This is a genomic window from Fulvimarina fulva (assembly GCF_039652615.1).
Taxonomy (GTDB): domain Bacteria; phylum Pseudomonadota; class Alphaproteobacteria; order Rhizobiales; family Rhizobiaceae; genus Fulvimarina.
The window spans coordinates 638,180-653,230 of record NZ_JBDJAC010000001.1 but is presented as its reverse complement, the minus strand read 5'-3'; the positions used below and the strand labels follow the sequence as shown (position 1 = coordinate 653,230).

The window sequence follows — 15,051 nt, the reverse complement described above, 5'->3', positions numbered from 1 at the left end:
GGCCAGCCGTGAACCGAAACTGGCTGTCCGAATTGAAGACCGAAGAGCTCGTCAGCTGCTTCCGAGCGCATCGGCGACCTTCTGCGACACGACGGCATAGGCAGCTGGCAGGTCGAGAGCTGCGAGACCTGCGATCAACCCCACGCCGATAATGCCCGCAATGATTGAATACTCGATCGCGGTCGCTCCGTTTCGATCGACAAGGAGGGACCTCGCGTTTTTGCCGCCGGGGACCGGATTCACGTCAGGTTCTTCTTCCATCAACACGCACCCTGCTGGCGGCCATCCGGCCACATCAGACAGGGGCCAGAACCGGATTGAAGGATACTGCGCTGGACGCGATAGGTCGTCGACTGTCCCTGCGAGCCGGTCGAGCCTGTCATGATCGGATCTATATTCGCGCCGTTCATGGAGGCCAATGTGCTGTTGTGCCCGTCTTTCATGGCCGGAGCCACGATCATCGTCACGGCTCCGACGGCGAGACCGAAGAGAATTGAACCCCGGATGAGGACCGATCTGAAGCGGCTCAGGGGCGAAATCAGATCGTAATCGTCGATGTCTTTACTTCTGATTTCAAATTCGGTCATCGATTTTCCGCTCCTGCCCTCAAGCACAGGCGTTAATCATTGCTCCAAACAGATAAATTTTCGCTTAAAATCATTTTTCCAACGAAACGAAAATCATCCCCTTGATACGATGCCGAGCCTGTTCAGCCGGGCTGCGTATCAATGTTCGCGCGGCATACGACCCTTTTCGAAATCCGTCATCGCCCAGCGATCGAACGGATATCCTGAGGAAGTAAGAACGCTCATGACTTTAAGTAAGTATGTCGCCCTGATCGCTTTTGAAGAGGCCTCTATCCGAGGAGGTCGATCAATGGCGCGATGAGCGGCTCGTCCGCTGGTGGCATGGGATAGGATCTGAGGTCCCGCGCGCGAACCCACTTCACGGCCTGCCCCTCCTGCCCTCGGGCAATTCCTTCATATCGCCGACAGACGTAGAGCGGCATCAGAAGATGAAACGCGTCATAGGTGTGGCTGGCGAAGGTCAGGGGCGCGAGACAGGCAGACTGGGTCTCGATCCCGAGCTCCTCGCGAAGTTCCCGGATGAGCGTTTCCTCGGGCGTTTCGCCCTGTTCGAGCTTCCCGCCGGGAAACTCCCAGAGGCCGGCGAGGTTCTTTCCTTCGGGACGCTGCGCCAGAAGAACCCTCCCGTCCGCGTCGATCAGGGCACAGGCGACAACGAGCAGGATGGGTTTATCCTTTGCCTCGCTCATGATGCGGGCTCATTCAAAGCGCGGTATTCATAGCGATAGGCTTCCTGAAAACCGAAGTTACGGTAGAGCGCGATACCGGCATCGTTCGTCGCTTCGACCTGCACCCAGGCGGTCTTGGCACCCCGATGCCGGACATGGTTCAAGACCGAGCTGACGAGATCTCGCCCGAATCCCTCGCGCCGCCGTGCGCTCGAAACCGCGACGTCGAGAACGCCGGAAATGTCCCGTTCGTGGATGGCCAGCGCGCAACCGAGCGGCCTGCCGTCGGCATCTTCACGGATGAACATCGTCTTGACTGGCGCGATGTCCTCGATGATGCGTTTCAAGCCATTTGCGAGTTTCGGCGAGCGCTCATGAACAGCCAGGCTCGCCTCCACGTATCGTTCGACGTCCTTGAACGGCAGACGGTCGATCGAACCCGACAGGTCGATCGCAGACAAATCCGCGGTCAGGACGCAGCTTTCGTCGAAGCGCTTCCAGCCCTCGCCATCGAGGTGATCGATGAGAGCCTTCGGCGCAAGCGGCGACAGGCGAAATGTGAGCGGTCTCCCCGCATCCCTGAAGCGTTTCGAGGCCCGTTCGATACGTTCGGCAATCCGCGCATTGTCGCCCGGATCCAGCGGATTGACGGAATTCAGGCGTTTGGCCGGGTAGGCCGGCGTCAACCGGATCGCCCATGTACCATCGAATTCGGTCGAGGTCGCAGGAAACGCGCGAAAGCCAAGCGCTTCGAGGCGCCTGATCTTCGCGAGCCGGCTGCTGGTATCAGCTTCTGTAGTCGCCATTGATCGCGACATATTCCTTCGTCAGATCGCAGGTGTAGACCGTCCAACGGCCATCGCCCAGACCAATATCCACACCAAGCTCGATCGTATCGTGCTTCATGACGGCAGCGGCAACGCTTTCCTCGTAGTTCGGATCGCGTTCGCCGTCGACCGCGACCTGCACATCACCAAATGAAATCTTCAATCGGTCCCGGTCCGCTTCCTCTCCGGCTTTTCCGACGGCCATGACGACGCGCCCCCAATTGGCGTCCTCGCCCGCGATCGCCGTTTTGACGAGTGGCGAATTGGCAATCGACATGGCGATGCGCTTGGCCGACAGATCGCTGACAGCACCTGTCACGTTCACCACAATCTCTTTTCTTGCGCCCTCCCCGTCCCGCGCGATCTGGCGCGCAAGATCGAGGCAGAGACCGCTGAGGGCGTCCTTGAATTCGGCAAGTCGGGGATCGAGCGCATCAGCGATGGGCGTGCAGCCCCTTGCCTGGGCGGCACCGGTCGCAAAGAGAAGCAGCGTATCGGATGTGGACGTGTCGCCGTCGACCGTCGTCGAGTTGAAGCTCGGCGCGACCGCATCGACGAGCATCGACTGCAAGGCAGGCGCGGAGATGGGCGCATCCGTGGCGATGAAGGACAGCATCGTCGCCATGTCGGGCGCGATCATGCCGGCACCCTTCGCGATGCCGTTGATCGTCACCGGCACGCCATCGATCGATACCGTTCGCGACAGGAGCTTGGGATAGGTGTCCGTGGTCATGATCGCTTCGGCGGCTTGCCTCCAGCGATCGGATTTTGCCTCTTCCGCAAGATCGTCGAGAAGACCGACGAACTTCGTCTGATCGAGCGGTTCACCGATGACGCCGGTAGAGGCGAGAAAGATCTCTTCCGGCGCGCAGCCAACAGCCTTGGCCGCAGCCTCGCTCGTCAGCCGCGTCGACTCCTCGCCCTTCTTGCCGGTGAAGGCGTTGGCGTTGCCGGAATTCACGACGAGCGCCCTTGCCCGGCCGAACGCCAGATTGCGTCGGCAAACGTCGACCGGAGCCGAGGCGCAGCGCGATGTCGTGAAGACGCCCGCGACCGCTGCCGGCTCGTCGAAGACCATCAACATCAGATCGGTTCGGCCGGCATATTTGATGCCCGCCGCGGCCGTCGCGATGCGCAGTCCGTCGATCGGCGGCACGTCCGGGATGGAGGCAGGAGCGAGCGGCGAAACATGGGGTGCCGTTTTCGGCTTGGGATTATGCGACATGGTCTTAGTCTCGTAGAGGGCCGGAAACAGGCGTGCCGTCTCCTATAACAAAATGGCCGCCTCCTTCGAAGACGGCCAATTGCGCTTTCAAATCTCGGTCAACGCAAAGAGCAACCCGTCAGTTCTCGGACCCGCCGCGTAACTGCGAGGCAGCTTCGTCTGCCTTGGCCTTCAGCGCGTCCATCTGCTGTTTGACGGCTGGATCGACATAGGTGACGCCGAGTTTCTGGCGCGCATCGCCAACGAGGGCGACATATTTTTCCTGAAGCACCGCACGGCGAATCTGGTCCTTGACCTGTTCGAACGTCGGCGGTTCGGCCTGACGCTTCTCTTCGACCTTGATCACGTGCCAACCGTAATCGGTCTTCACCGGCTCGGTCGTAATGCTGCCCGGTTCGAGCGCGAACGCGGCTTCTGCGAAGGGAGGCACCATCTGACCCTTTGCGAAGAAACCGAGATCGCCGCCATTCGGCCCCGTCGGCCCCGTCGACTTTTCCTTGGCGAGTTCGACGAAGTCGGCGCCATTCTGAAGTTCCTGGATGACGGCCTTGGCTTCGTCTTCGGTCTCCAGAAGGATGTGGCGGGCGTGGACCTCCTCTTCAGGCTCCATCGCTGCGATTTCCTTGTCGTAACGCGCTTTAAGTTCGTCGTCGGTGACCTTATCGACGCCTTCCTTCGCGAAATAGGCGTTGTGAAGCGTCCGGTCGCGCAGGAAGCCGATCGTTGCGGCGGTCGCCGCGTCATCCTGCATGGAGGCGGCATCGGCTTCCTGAGAGAGGGCCTTGATGTCGATGAGCGCTGCGAGAACCGCGATCCGTTGCTGGTCCGCGGGAAGACGCTGGAAATCGCTGCCAATCTCCTGCTGTGCGGCGTTGAGATCGGCTTCGGTGATCTCATCGTCGCCGACAGTCGCGATGACAGGCGATTGGGCAAGGGCCGGCCCTGCAACCATGAGGGCGATGGCGGTCGTTGCGGAAATCAAGCCGAGACGTTTGCTGGAGAGCATGATGGAAAGCGTCCTTGCAGATGTGATGGTTCGATGAAACGCTGAGGGCCAGATTCCATCGCTCGACCTTGGAAAGATCGGGAAAAACATGGCCATTCGATGCCTCTACGCTCTGAAATTGCAGGCCTGAGCGCCGTTGACAACGGTTGGGGGCCCTCTTATCTCTCGCCCGTCCCGAAAGTCCAGCCGCCTTCGGATTAAGTTTTACCAAGGCTCCCCGTGGCCATTTGCGGGTCGATACGAGAGCGCGGCGGCCGGGCTCGGTCCGGCGCGACATGCCGGTCAATCGCAACAGGTCGAGAAGGACTGGTTCATGCTGGGTTTCGGCGGAATCGCCCGCAAACTGCTTGGTTCGTCGAACGACAGGCTCGTTAAAAGATACCGGCACCAAATCGATGCGATCAACGCGCTGGAGGACGAATACTCCCAGCTTAGCGACGCCGAATTGCGTGCCAAGACGGATGAGTTCAAGGCGCAGATCGGCGAGGGAAAGACGGTCGACGACCTGCTCGTCCCCGCCTTCGCGGTCGTCAGGGAGGCGTCGAAGCGCACTCTTGGCATGCGCCATTTCGACGTACAGCTCATCGGCGGTATCGTTCTTCACAAGGGCAATATCGCGGAGATGAAGACCGGTGAGGGCAAGACCCTCGTCGCGACGCTGGCGGTCTATCTGAACGCACTCGATGGCAAGGGCGTCCACGTCGTCACGGTGAACGACTACCTTGCCAGCCGCGATGCCGCCGAGATGGGCCGGCTCTATGGCTTCCTCGGCCTGACCACCGGCGTGATCGTCCACGGCATGAGCGATACGCAGAGGCGCGATGCCTATGCCTGCGACGTGACCTATGGCACCAACAACGAACTCGGCTTCGATTATCTTCGCGACAACATGAAGTATGAGCGCGCGCAGATGGTTCAGCGCGGGCATCATTACGCCATCGTCGACGAGGTCGACTCGATCCTGATCGACGAGGCGCGGACCCCGCTGATCATCTCCGGCCCGCTCGACGACCGCTCCGAGCTCTACAAGACGATCGACGCCTTCATCCCGCAGCTGACCTCTGAGGATTACGATCTCGACGAGAAACAGCGCACCGCGACATTTACCGAGGACGGAACCGAGAAGCTTGAGCGGCTCCTCGAGGAAGCCGGTCATCTTCAGGGCGCTTCGCTCTACGACATCGAGAATGTCGCGATCGTCCATCACGTGAACAACGCGCTCAAGGCCCACCAGCTCTTCCAGCGCGACAAGGACTATATCGTTCGCGGTGACGACGTCGTCATCATCGACGAGTTCACCGGCCGCATGATGCCGGGGCGGCGCTTCTCGGAAGGTCTTCACCAAGCGCTGGAAGCCAAGGAAGGCGTGACGATCCAGCCCGAGAATCAGACGCTGGCGTCCATCACCTTCCAGAACTACTTCCGTATGTATGACAAGCTGTCCGGCATGACCGGCACCGCCCAGACGGAAGCGGCAGAGTTCGGCGACATCTACGGGCTCGACGTCATCGAAGTCCCGACGAACCTCCCGATCGCGCGTATCGACGAAGACGACGAGGTCTACCGGACGTTCGAGGAAAAGTTCAAGGCGATCAGTCAGGAAATCCAGGACGCCCATTCGCGGGGCCAGCCCATCCTGGTCGGCACGGTCTCGATCGAGAAATCGGAGCACCTCGCGGAGATCCTCAAGCGGGACGGCCTCAAGAACTTCAAGGTTCTGAACGCACGCCATCACGAGGAAGAAGCGGGCATCGTCGCCCAGGCGGGTGTTCCGGGGGCGGTGACGATCGCGACCAATATGGCCGGTCGCGGTACTGACATTCAGCTCGGCGGCAATCCGCAGATGCGCATCGACAACGAGCTTGGAGACATGCCGGACGGCCCGGAACGCCAGAAGGCGGAAGCCGCGATCCGCGCCGAAGTGGCTCTGCTCAAGAAGCAGGCGATCGAAAATGGCGGGCTCTACGTTCTCGCTACGGAACGCCACGAATCTCGCCGCATCGACAACCAGCTGCGTGGCCGTTCCGGTCGTCAGGGCGACCCCGGCCGCTCGAAGTTCTACCTGTCCCTTCAGGATGATCTGATGCGGATCTTCGGTTCCGATCGCATGGACGGGATGCTGCAGAAGCTTGGTCTCAAGGAGGGCGAGTCGATCGTCCATCCATGGATCAACAAGGCGCTGGAGCGCGCCCAGAAGAAGGTCGAGGCGCGCAACTTCGATATCCGCAAGAACCTCCTGAAATACGATGACGTGATGAACGATCAGCGCCGCGTGGTGTTCGATCAGCGCGTCGAGCTGATGGAGGCGAGCCCAGAGGAGGTCGCCGAGACGACCACCGACATGCGCCACGAGACGGTCGAAGGTCTCGTCAAACTGCATATCCCGGAAAAGAGCTATCCGGAGCAGTGGACGATGACGGAGCTTCGCGACGAGACCCGCGAGATCCTCAACCTCGATCTGCCCGTCGTCGAGTGGGCTCAGGAAGAAGGCGTCGCGGAAGACGATATTCGCGAGCGCATGGTGGAAGCTGCCGACCGGCACATTGCCGAAAAGACCGAGCGCTTCGGGGTCGATACGATGGCCTATGTCCAGCGTTCACTGGTTCTCCAGACGATCGACGGTCTCTGGCGTGAGCACCTCGTCAATCTGGATCACCTGCGCAATGTCGTCGGCTTCCGTGGCTATGCCCAACGCGACCCGCTGATCGAATACAAATCGGAGGCGTTCGAGCTCTTCCAGAAGATGCTTGCCACCATGCGCGAGCGTGTCACGACCCAGGTCATGCAGGTCGAGCTTGTCCAGCGGGACGAGGCGGAGCGCAATCTTCAGCCGCCGCAAGAAATGGCACCGCATCACGTCGATGCCACCACCGGCGAGGACGAGTTCGGCAATGGCGACGATCTCCTGACTGCGAATTTCACGCCGACGGAGGCCGACGGCCTGCAGGTCGATCCGGAAAATCCGGACGAATGGGGCCGGGTCGGCCGCAACGAGCTTTGCCCCTGCGGTTCGGGCAAGAAGTTCAAGCACTGCCACGGCGCCTACGCCTGAGGCTTCGACTTCAGACGAGCCGTCGTCATTCCCGGCCATCGGGCCGCGAATGTCACGCATCATCAAGACATAAAAAAGCACCGGGCGATCTCCATGGATCGCCCGGTGCTTTTTTTCTGATTGCCGATCGATTGCGGCCGCTCAGATCGCCATGGCAGCCGAACAGCACGCGATTGTCTTCGCTTGCTCAGCGCCCTTAGCCGTTGAGCATGGCCAGCGTCGCTGCATGGAGTTCCGGCGTGGCAGCGGCGAGGAGATCGCCGCCCTCCTCCATGCGTCCACCGCTCCAGTTCGTCACGATCCCGCCTGCGCGCTCGATGATCGGGATCAGCGCGACGATATCGTATGGCTTCAGATCGCGTTCGACGACGAGATCGGCGTGACCCGCCGCAAGCATGCAGAAGCCGTAGCAATCGGTGCCGAAACGCGTGAGCTTGGTTCGAGCCTCCAGTGCCTCGTATCGCTCCTTGATGTCTCCGGTGAAATGACGGGGCGTCGTCGAGAACATCACGGCGTCTTCGATCCGCTGCGTCTGCCTGACGGCAAGCGAAGTGGTTCCGCCGCCTCTCAGGTGCTGGGCACCCCAGGCTCCCGCGAGATAGCGCTCGCCCGTATAGGGCTGCGACATGATACCGGCTGTCGCACGGCCATTCTCAGTGAGGCCGATCAGCGTTCCCCAGAGCGGCACGCCGGTAATGAAGAGGCGTGTACCGTCGATGGGATCGATCACCCATTTTCGTCGGCCGTCGCTGCGGTCCTCGCCATATTCCTCCCCGAGAATCCCGTCGTCCGGAAAGGTGTGCTGGATCAGATCGCGGATCGCGCGCTCGGCGCCGCGATCGGCCTCCGTTACCGGATCAAAATCGGATTCGAGCTTGTTTTCAATGCCGATCTGACGCCGAAACAGCGGTAACGTCACCGCATCGGCGGCATCGGCGAGGGCCAGAAGAAAATCGCGATCGGAGACAGTCGTCATCAGGTCAGCTTTCGTGTGCATTAGGCGTGGATTGAGAATCCGGGTCCGCCGTTTTCAGTTTCCGGCCGATCATCGCCCAGAAACAACAGGGCGAACCTCGCCGACCTCGATCTTCTCCCAGTTCTTGAGAATCGTGCGGGCGAGCCCGTCATAGACCTTCGCGAGGGCTGGGTCCGAGGCACGGAATGCCTCAGCGATCACGGCTGCGGCCAGCGACTCGGCCGCACGTGTCGCGCCATCGTCGATCTTGAGGGCAAAGCCCAGGCCGAGTTCGGGGATTGCGCCGCAATAGACGCCGTCCGCACCGGTCTTGGCAAAGACCCGGGCGGGCGCTGCTTCCATCAGCCGGAGGCAGGCGCGCTTGGTGCCGGACATCTCCCAGGGATGTGCCATGCAGGCGGCGATCAGCCGCTGGCCGGCTTTCGCCCGGTTCGCATCGACGCCCTTGCCGGACAGGAGTTTGGCAAAGCCGTGCGCGAAGGATCGGAGCGGCGCCGCATAGGTCGGGATCGAACAACCATCCGTGCCGCACACATCGGCACCGAGTTCGGTTTCCGTCAGGTCTTCGATCACCTGCCGACCTCTTCGCTGTACCGGATGGTCCGCCGCAACATAGCCCGCCTGGTCCTCGCCCTCGTGGATGGCCGTACAGAGAAAGCCGGCGTGCTTGCCCGAGCAGTTGTTGTGAAGCGGCGTCGGGTTCTCACCTGTCTTGGCAAGATCGATAGCGACGGGAAAGTCGAAGGGCCAGTGGCAACCGCATTCGAGCCGCGAGCTATCGAGCCCGGCCTTTGCGAGCATCCCTTCGGCACGTACGACGTGGCCCGGCTCGCCCGAATGGGACGCGCAGGCGAGAGCCAGTTCCGCATCACTCAGGGCGAACCGATCCGCCGCCCCGGTCTCGATCAATGGAATGGCCTGAAACACCTTGATGGCCGAGCGCGGAAAGACCAGGCGTTCGATATCGCCCTCACTGCGGACGACCCGGCCATCGCCGTCGACGAGAGCGAAAGCGCCACGATAGAGGCATTCGGCCAGCGAGCCGCGTGTGGCTTCGACGAGAACGGGATTGGTCACGGGTCTCTTCGTCCTTCATTTCTGGCTCGTTGGCGCTTTTTGCACGCATCTCACCTTACATGCGCGATGCGTTAGCGTGCGCGACGCCCTATTTGCAACTCACTCCTCAGCTAGCAGAAAGAGCTCCATCGCGTATATTCCTGGCTGCCCGGCGACTTCGCTCGCCTGCGCCGCCACTTCCACGGCGACATGAAGATTCTCAGAGCCCTCTTCCTCCTGTTCCTCATCGTCTTCATCCTTCCTTCCGCCCTCTCTGCACTGATCTGGTGGGCGGGCGACAATCCGCGCTCGTGGCGGGAAGCGGACTGGTCCTCGGCCCGCATCCTGCCGGTCGCGACCGAAACGGCCGAAGCAGCGGTCTATGTCATGGCCGCGCGGACAGGCGGGCTGAAAGGCGCAGTCTCGGAGCATTCCTGGCTCGTGCTGAAGGATGCGGGTGCATCACGCTATGAACGGTGGGATGTCGTCGGGTGGGGAAATCCCGTCCGACAGAACGCTTATGATGCCGATGGACGCTGGTATTCGAATGTCCCCCGGATCGTGGCCGAAGTTCATGGCGACGAGGCGGCCGCGTTGATCCCCCAGCTTCGCAAGGCGATCAGCGCCTATCGTTTCTCCAATCGCGGCGATTACACGATTTTTCCGGGCCCCAACTCGAATACCTTCGTCGCGACCGTGCTGCGGGACGTTCCGTCCTTCCCCGTGGTGCTGCCGCCGGCGGCCGTCGGACGTGACTTTCCCGTGGACGGATCGCTCGCCTCCTTCGATGCGGATCGTTCGGAATTTCGCGTTTCGCTTTTCGGCTACGCAGGACTCGTCGTCGGGCCGGAGGCAGGCCTCGAAATCAATCTTTTCGGCCTCGTTGCGGGACTAAACCCGCTCGATTACGCGATCACCATTCCGGCCTTCGGGACCTACTCGCTTTCCTGATCTACCGGGGTGCGGAGGAAATCCTGACCTGGCTTGGGAAGAGTGAAAGTCTTTCGAAATCCCCGTCTTTTCATGGCGCTCGGTCTGGCCTATCGCGCCGGCTGAGATAATGTGCGTTCGGAGTTGGGAGAAATGGCATGATGTACCTGTCCTGCGGAGACGCGTTGTTCGATCTCTTCGGTGCGAAGGAAAGCGAAGATATTGCCGCGATCGATCTTTCCGGCCGGGTGGGCGGCTCGCCTCTCAACGTTGCTCTCGGCATTGCGCGGCTCGGACATTCCGCCGGCTTCTTCACCAAGATCTCGAGCGACGTCTTCGGCAAGCGGCTTGCCGGCTTCATGGATCAGGAGAAGATCGACCGGCGCTATTCGATCCCGACGGATCGCCATACGACGCTCGCCATCGTGTCGCTCGACGTGACCGGCACGGCCGTCTACGACTTCTATATCGAAGGCACGGCGGATCGCTCGATCGAGCCGACCGAACTTCCTGAAAACCTGGACGATGTCGTCGGGATACACCTGGCGTCCTATGCGACCGTCACGGAGCCGACCGCATCCGCTCTCTCCACGCTCGCGGAACGCGAAAGCACGACGAAATTCATTTCCTACGATCCGAATATCCGGCTATCGATCGAACCGGATGTGGAGGTCTGGCGTGAGAAGGTTCGGCAGCTCGTTCCCCATGCTACGCTGGTGAAGGCAAGCGAGGAGGACCTCGAAATGCTTTATCCCGGACGCTCGATAGAGGACGTGCAAGCCGATTGGCTGACCATGGGGCCGGAACTCGTCGTGATCACACTCGGTGGAAAAGGCGCCAAGGCCGCGTCTCGCTCGGGTCTTCAGTCATTCGAGGAGAGCCAGCGGATCACGGTCGTCGATACGGTCGGCGCGGGCGACACGTTCCAGGCTGGGCTGATTGTCTGGCTCATGGAGAATGACCGGCTTTCACGCGAAGGCCTTGCAGGCTGCTCCGAAGGAGAGCTGCATGCGATGCTCAGCTTTGCCATGAAGGCCGCGGCCGTCACCTGCTCCCGGCAGGGAGCTGATTTGCCGCGCAGGTCCGATCTCGGTCTCGCGCCTCTCTGAAACCAAGGCCAGAAAGGCACCGCATGGCATGCTGTTGCCAGCTGCCGTGACAATTCCTTAGGTTCTACTCTGGAACAATTGTAAACGGACCGCCTTGTCACATATGACTGGCTTCGGCGGGCACCACACCACCACTATCGGGAGGACATTATGCGTTATCTTACCCTTTTTGCCGCGAGCGCGGGACTTGCCTTGGCGCTTGGCGCACCGGCGCAGGCTCAGGATGCGGAAGCTGGAGCTAATATCTTCAAGCGTTGTCAGGCCTGCCACAAGGTCGGCGAAGGCGCAAAGAACGGGATCGGACCCGAACTGAACGGCGTAATGGGCGAGAAGCCCGGCGTCGTCGAGGGGTACAAGTTCTCGTCTGCTTTCGAAAAGTGGGCAGCCGACAAGGAAGAGTGGACCCCAGAGCTGATGACGACCTGGCTTTCCGATCCGCGCGGAACGGTCAAAGGCACGAAGATGGCTTTTGCCGGTCTGAAGAAGCAGGAAGACATCGACAACGTCATCGCCTACCTCAAGACCTTCAACGAGGACGGCTCGACCGCGCAGTAAGCGCGTTTGACAAAGCATGACATGCAACAAGGCGCGGGTTCATGCCCGCGCCTTGTTGCGTTTAAGCGAATCAAGGCCCGGTTTGTGGCCTACTGCGAATTTCGAAGCGGATGGTCCTGGCGCAGCTTTTCAAGCATCGGCTCGATTTCGCTGTAGAAATATTTCTTGCCCGGATACCCCTTGAGACGACCGACCTCCTTGCCCGCATCGTTCATCAGGACAAAGGTCGGCGTGAACACTGCTGGCGCGATGTCCTCGTAGCCACCTCTTCGATCGTCCGTGATGTCGACGCGCTTGAGAGGCGCAATGCGGCCCGCCTCGCTATGCGGATAATCCGGGGCGATCTCGGCGTCGAACCTCGCACAGTATGGGCAGCCGTCCCGTTCGAACATCAGGAGTTCGGCGGCCGGGGAGGGTGACACCCAACTTGCCGCGCAGAGCGCTGCCACGCCGGCAAACCCCGATAGTGCCGCACTGAAATTCATCTCCGCTCCTCCGCTTCCGATATGGAGACTATCACGGATCGACCGGCGGGACGCGCTGGCCAATGCCCCCGTAACGGCACAAAGAAAAACGGCCGGCCCGGGAGGGCCGACCGTTCGATCTCACGTCAATTCGACGGGTGAGCGTCAGGCGTAGACGTCCATCACATTGTTCAGAAGCTTGATCGCCTCTTCCTTCGAACGCTGGAAGGAGTTGCGGCCGATGATCGAGCCGTTGCCGCCGCCGTCGCGGATCGCGCGAACCTCGTCCAGAAGCTCGGCCTCATTCTTATGGCCACCGCCCGAGAACACAACGAGACGCTTGCCGTTGAAGGCCGACTGCATCACGTGCTTGACCCGTTCGGCCGGATTGCTCGTATCGACGGGATATTTCTCATAGGTCGACTTCGCAGCATCGAGATCGATGTGATCGGACGGCAGCTTCACCTTGATGATGGTCGCGCCCATCAACGCGGCCATGTGAGCGGCATAGGCGATGATGTCGAGGCCGGTCTCGCCGTCCTTCGTCACCTTGCCGCCACGCGGATAGGACCACACAACCGTCATCAGGCCGCGCGACTTCGCCTGAAGGCTCAGCTCGCGCAATTCCTCGAGCATCTCGTAGGAAGATTCCGAGCCCGGATAGATGGTGAAGCCAACGCCCACACAGCCGAGGCGCATTGCGTCTTCCACCTTGCCTGTCAGGGCCTGATCGTTGCCCGAAACCAGCGAATTACCGGAATTGAGCTTGAGGATCAGGGGAACCTCGCCAGCGAACGTGTCGGCGCCCTGCTCAAGAAGACCGAGCGGGGCCGCATAGCCCGAAACCTGCGATTCGATCGCCAGCTCGTAGAGATAGTGTGGATCGTAGGCGACCGGGTTCGGCGCAAAACTGCGCGCGGGGCCATGCTCGAAACCCTGGTCGACTGGGAGGATCACGAGGCGGCCGGTGCCGGCAAGCCGTCCATGCATAAGGAGGCGTGAAAGATTGGCTTTCAGCCCAGGCGTCTCGCCCTCATACCAGGATAGGATGTTGCGGACGGTATCCGTTCTCAGCATGAAATGCTCTCCTCAAAACAGGTCACTACGCAGGCCATTGCACCAGCGGTCCCGGCCTTCATGCCGATAGATCGCAACGAGGTCCAGTCATCGGCCGTGATCTTATCCAATATAAATCGGTTAAACCGGGGAAGCTTATCCGAAAAACTTTGGTGATCGTTAAGTCGGTGCACCGGAAAGCTCGAAAAGAGCCGCTGCCAAAAGATTTGCGCCTTTAATGATTGCCTGCCATTCGGTCTGTTCTTCCGGCGCATGGGAGATGCCGTCGACGCTCGGCACGAAAATCAGGGCAGACGGACAGAGCGTTTGCATGGTCTGCGCGTCATGTCCGGCTCCAGACTCCATCAGCCGATAGGACAGGGATAGCCGCACGGCGGCAGCCTGGACAATATCGGCGAGCCCGGCATCGAGCCGGACCGGATCGAGCCAGGTGATGGCATCCAGACGATGCTTTAGCCGATGCCGCGCGGCCGATTCGCATAGAGAAGTTTCGAGCGCGCTCGCCAGCCGCTGCATGGACGCCGCATCCGCATCGCGCAGGATGATCGTGAAGCCCGCCGAACCTGGAATGGTGTGCGGAAAGTTGGGCTCTAGTTCCACATGGCCGATCGTGATGCGGGTGGCTTCGGTGCCCAAAGAAGAAATGAGCGCCGGCAGGGTGGCGGCGAAATCAGCGAGCCCCGCGAAGGCATCGGCCCGCATGTCCATAGGTGTCGTACCGGAATGGTTGGCGCGCCCGATCAGCTGGCCGGACAGCGACGCCATCCCCGAGATCGTGTGCACGATACCGATATCGAGGCCCCCGGCTTCCAAAACCGGCCCCTGCTCGATGTGAAGCTCGATGAAGGCGGCGATATCGTCTTTCGTTCGGCGTGCGCCAAGCGCTTTGCGCGGCTCGAGCTCTAGCAGCCTCATGGCGTCGGCCAGCAGGACACCCTCGGAATCCCGCGCGTTTTCCAGCCATTCTTCATTCAACAGCCCAGCAATCGCCTGTGAACCGAGCATGCCGCCGAAGCGCCCCTCTTCCTCCGAGGTTGCGAGGACTTCGATCGCACGGCGAGGCACGAAACCAGAGTCGCGAAGCGATAGCACGGCCTCCAGCGCGGCGGCGACGCCGAGCGCGCCGTCGTACGCACCGCCAGAGGGAACGGTATCGAGGTGCGAGCCCGCGACGACCGCTGCTCCATCGCACGGACCAAGCCGTCCCCAGACATTGGCCGCGCCGTCCATCCGAACGACCAATCCCTCCGAGCGCATGCGATCGGCGAACCATTTGCGGACGGCCATGTCCGCATCGGAAAACCCAATGCGATCATAGCCGCCGGTCGCCGGATTTTGACCGAACCCGTTGATGCCGTCGAGAAGGCTTTTCAGACGCTCTTCGTTGATCCGTATATCCGGTTTCAAAACCACCTCCACGATTGGTCGCCCTTAGAAAAACCTGTTCGCGAAGCCAATGTCACGCCAGCGCCGTCTTCAGGGCGAAGGGTGAAGACCGGGCGATTTAATGTGTCGACCG

15 protein-coding genes are annotated in these 15,051 nt (G+C 61.0%); 4 read left to right on the top strand and 11 right to left on the bottom strand.

Translation table 11 applies throughout. The features are described 5' to 3' along the window. Positions 1-51: 51 nt before the first annotated feature. From ABDX79_RS03005 to ABDX79_RS02980, 6 genes are all read right to left on the bottom strand, one after another. Positions 52-243 (bottom strand): Flp family type IVb pilin, encoded by a 192-nt coding sequence (locus ABDX79_RS03005; protein ID WP_346218760.1) that lies wholly within the window; start codon positions 241-243, stop codon positions 52-54. Positions 244-260: 17 nt separating this feature from the next. Further along, positions 261-587, bottom strand: a complete 327-nt coding sequence (locus ABDX79_RS03000; RefSeq protein ID WP_346218759.1) for a hypothetical protein — start codon at positions 585-587, stop codon at positions 261-263. Positions 588-856: 269 nt separating this feature from the next. Next, complete coding sequence (gene mutT, locus ABDX79_RS02995) at positions 857-1,276, bottom strand: 8-oxo-dGTP diphosphatase MutT (protein ID WP_346218758.1); 420 nt, start codon at positions 1,274-1,276, stop codon at positions 857-859. After that, on the bottom strand, positions 1,273-2,061 hold the full coding sequence (locus ABDX79_RS02990) for a GNAT family N-acetyltransferase (RefSeq protein ID WP_346218757.1): 789 nt from the start codon (positions 2,059-2,061) through the stop codon (positions 1,273-1,275). The genes mutT and ABDX79_RS02990 overlap by 4 nt, the downstream gene beginning before the upstream one ends. Then, on the bottom strand, positions 2,042-3,307 hold the full coding sequence (gene argJ, locus ABDX79_RS02985) for a bifunctional glutamate N-acetyltransferase/amino-acid acetyltransferase ArgJ (RefSeq protein ID WP_346218756.1): 1,266 nt from the start codon (positions 3,305-3,307) through the stop codon (positions 2,042-2,044). Before argJ ends, ABDX79_RS02990 begins: the two co-directional genes overlap by 20 nt. A 118-nt stretch (positions 3,308-3,425) precedes the next feature. Beyond that, on the bottom strand, positions 3,426-4,313 hold the full coding sequence (locus tag ABDX79_RS02980; protein ID WP_346218755.1) for a peptidylprolyl isomerase: 888 nt from the start codon (positions 4,311-4,313) through the stop codon (positions 3,426-3,428). Positions 4,314-4,626: 313 nt separating this feature from the next. Here ABDX79_RS02980 and secA point away from each other — a divergent pair, with 313 nt between their 5' ends. Further along, positions 4,627-7,365 carry a preprotein translocase subunit SecA gene (secA, locus tag ABDX79_RS02975; protein WP_346218754.1) on the top strand — a complete coding sequence of 913 codons (2,739 nt, stop codon included), beginning with the start codon at positions 4,627-4,629 and terminating at the stop codon, positions 7,363-7,365. Positions 7,366-7,561: 196 nt separating this feature from the next. Here the strand turns inward: secA and hisN are convergent, their stop codons facing one another. Together hisN and ABDX79_RS02965 are read right to left on the bottom strand one after the other, a co-directional pair. Further along, a complete protein-coding gene (gene hisN / locus ABDX79_RS02970; protein WP_346218753.1) occupies positions 7,562-8,341 on the bottom strand; it encodes a histidinol-phosphatase in 780 nt (259 codons plus the stop codon). 69 nt (positions 8,342-8,410) lie between these two features. Beyond that, positions 8,411-9,418 (bottom strand): asparaginase, encoded by a 1,008-nt coding sequence (locus ABDX79_RS02965; RefSeq protein WP_346218752.1) that lies wholly within the window; start codon positions 9,416-9,418, stop codon positions 8,411-8,413. Positions 9,419-9,607: 189 nt separating this feature from the next. Between ABDX79_RS02965 and ABDX79_RS02960 the strand changes: the two genes are divergently transcribed. The 3 genes from ABDX79_RS02960 to ABDX79_RS02950 all read left to right on the top strand — a co-directional run bounded on the left by ABDX79_RS02960 (position 9,608) and on the right by ABDX79_RS02950 (position 11,991). Then, positions 9,608-10,348 (top strand): DUF3750 domain-containing protein, encoded by a 741-nt coding sequence (locus ABDX79_RS02960; protein WP_346218751.1) that lies wholly within the window; start codon positions 9,608-9,610, stop codon positions 10,346-10,348. A 137-nt stretch (positions 10,349-10,485) separates the two neighbouring features. Continuing rightward, positions 10,486-11,436: a carbohydrate kinase family protein gene (locus ABDX79_RS02955; protein WP_346218750.1), complete on the top strand. Its 951-nt coding sequence runs from the start codon at positions 10,486-10,488 to the stop codon at positions 11,434-11,436. A 150-nt stretch (positions 11,437-11,586) separates the two neighbouring features. Continuing rightward, positions 11,587-11,991, top strand: coding sequence for a c-type cytochrome (locus tag ABDX79_RS02950; RefSeq protein ID WP_346218749.1), 405 nt, complete (start codon positions 11,587-11,589; stop codon positions 11,989-11,991). A gap of 89 nt (positions 11,992-12,080) precedes the next feature. On the opposite strand, the gene ABDX79_RS02945 is transcribed toward ABDX79_RS02950, so the two are convergent. The 3 genes from ABDX79_RS02945 to ABDX79_RS02935 all read right to left on the bottom strand — a co-directional run bounded on the left by ABDX79_RS02945 (position 12,081) and on the right by ABDX79_RS02935 (position 14,939). Continuing rightward, positions 12,081-12,476, bottom strand: coding sequence for a thioredoxin fold domain-containing protein (locus ABDX79_RS02945; protein WP_346218748.1), 396 nt, complete (start codon positions 12,474-12,476; stop codon positions 12,081-12,083). 144 nt (positions 12,477-12,620) lie between these two features. Beyond that, complete coding sequence (locus ABDX79_RS02940) at positions 12,621-13,532, bottom strand: class I fructose-bisphosphate aldolase (protein WP_346218747.1); 912 nt, start codon at positions 13,530-13,532, stop codon at positions 12,621-12,623. Positions 13,533-13,691: 159 nt separating this feature from the next. Beyond that, on the bottom strand, positions 13,692-14,939 hold the full coding sequence (locus tag ABDX79_RS02935) for an allantoate amidohydrolase (protein ID WP_463671097.1): 1,248 nt from the start codon (positions 14,937-14,939) through the stop codon (positions 13,692-13,694). Between the last annotated feature and the right edge of the window lie 112 nt (positions 14,940-15,051).

Bases quoted from the DNA above. Each gene is read 5' to 3' on its own strand.
- ABDX79_RS03000 (WP_346218759.1), bottom strand. From the start codon at position 587: ATGACCGAATTTGAAATCAGAAGTAAAGACATCGACGATTACGATCTG.
- mutT (WP_346218758.1), bottom strand. From the start codon at position 1,276: ATGAGCGAGGCAAAGGATAAACCCATCCTGCTCGTTGTCGCCTGTGCC.
- ABDX79_RS02990 (WP_346218757.1), bottom strand. From the start codon at position 2,061: ATGGCGACTACAGAAGCTGATACCAGCAGCCGGCTCGCGAAGATCAGG.
- argJ (WP_346218756.1), bottom strand. From the start codon at position 3,307: ATGTCGCATAATCCCAAGCCGAAAACGGCACCCCATGTTTCGCCGCTC.
- ABDX79_RS02980 (WP_346218755.1), bottom strand. From the start codon at position 4,313: ATGCTCTCCAGCAAACGTCTCGGCTTGATTTCCGCAACGACCGCCATC.
- secA (WP_346218754.1), top strand. From the start codon at position 4,627: ATGCTGGGTTTCGGCGGAATCGCCCGCAAACTGCTTGGTTCGTCGAAC.
- hisN (WP_346218753.1), bottom strand. From the start codon at position 8,341: ATGACGACTGTCTCCGATCGCGATTTTCTTCTGGCCCTCGCCGATGCC.
- ABDX79_RS02960 (WP_346218751.1), top strand. From the start codon at position 9,608: ATGAAGATTCTCAGAGCCCTCTTCCTCCTGTTCCTCATCGTCTTCATC.
- ABDX79_RS02955 (WP_346218750.1), top strand. From the start codon at position 10,486: ATGATGTACCTGTCCTGCGGAGACGCGTTGTTCGATCTCTTCGGTGCG.
- ABDX79_RS02950 (WP_346218749.1), top strand. From the start codon at position 11,587: ATGCGTTATCTTACCCTTTTTGCCGCGAGCGCGGGACTTGCCTTGGCG.
- ABDX79_RS02945 (WP_346218748.1), bottom strand. From the start codon at position 12,476: ATGAATTTCAGTGCGGCACTATCGGGGTTTGCCGGCGTGGCAGCGCTC.
- ABDX79_RS02940 (WP_346218747.1), bottom strand. From the start codon at position 13,532: ATGCTGAGAACGGATACCGTCCGCAACATCCTATCCTGGTATGAGGGC.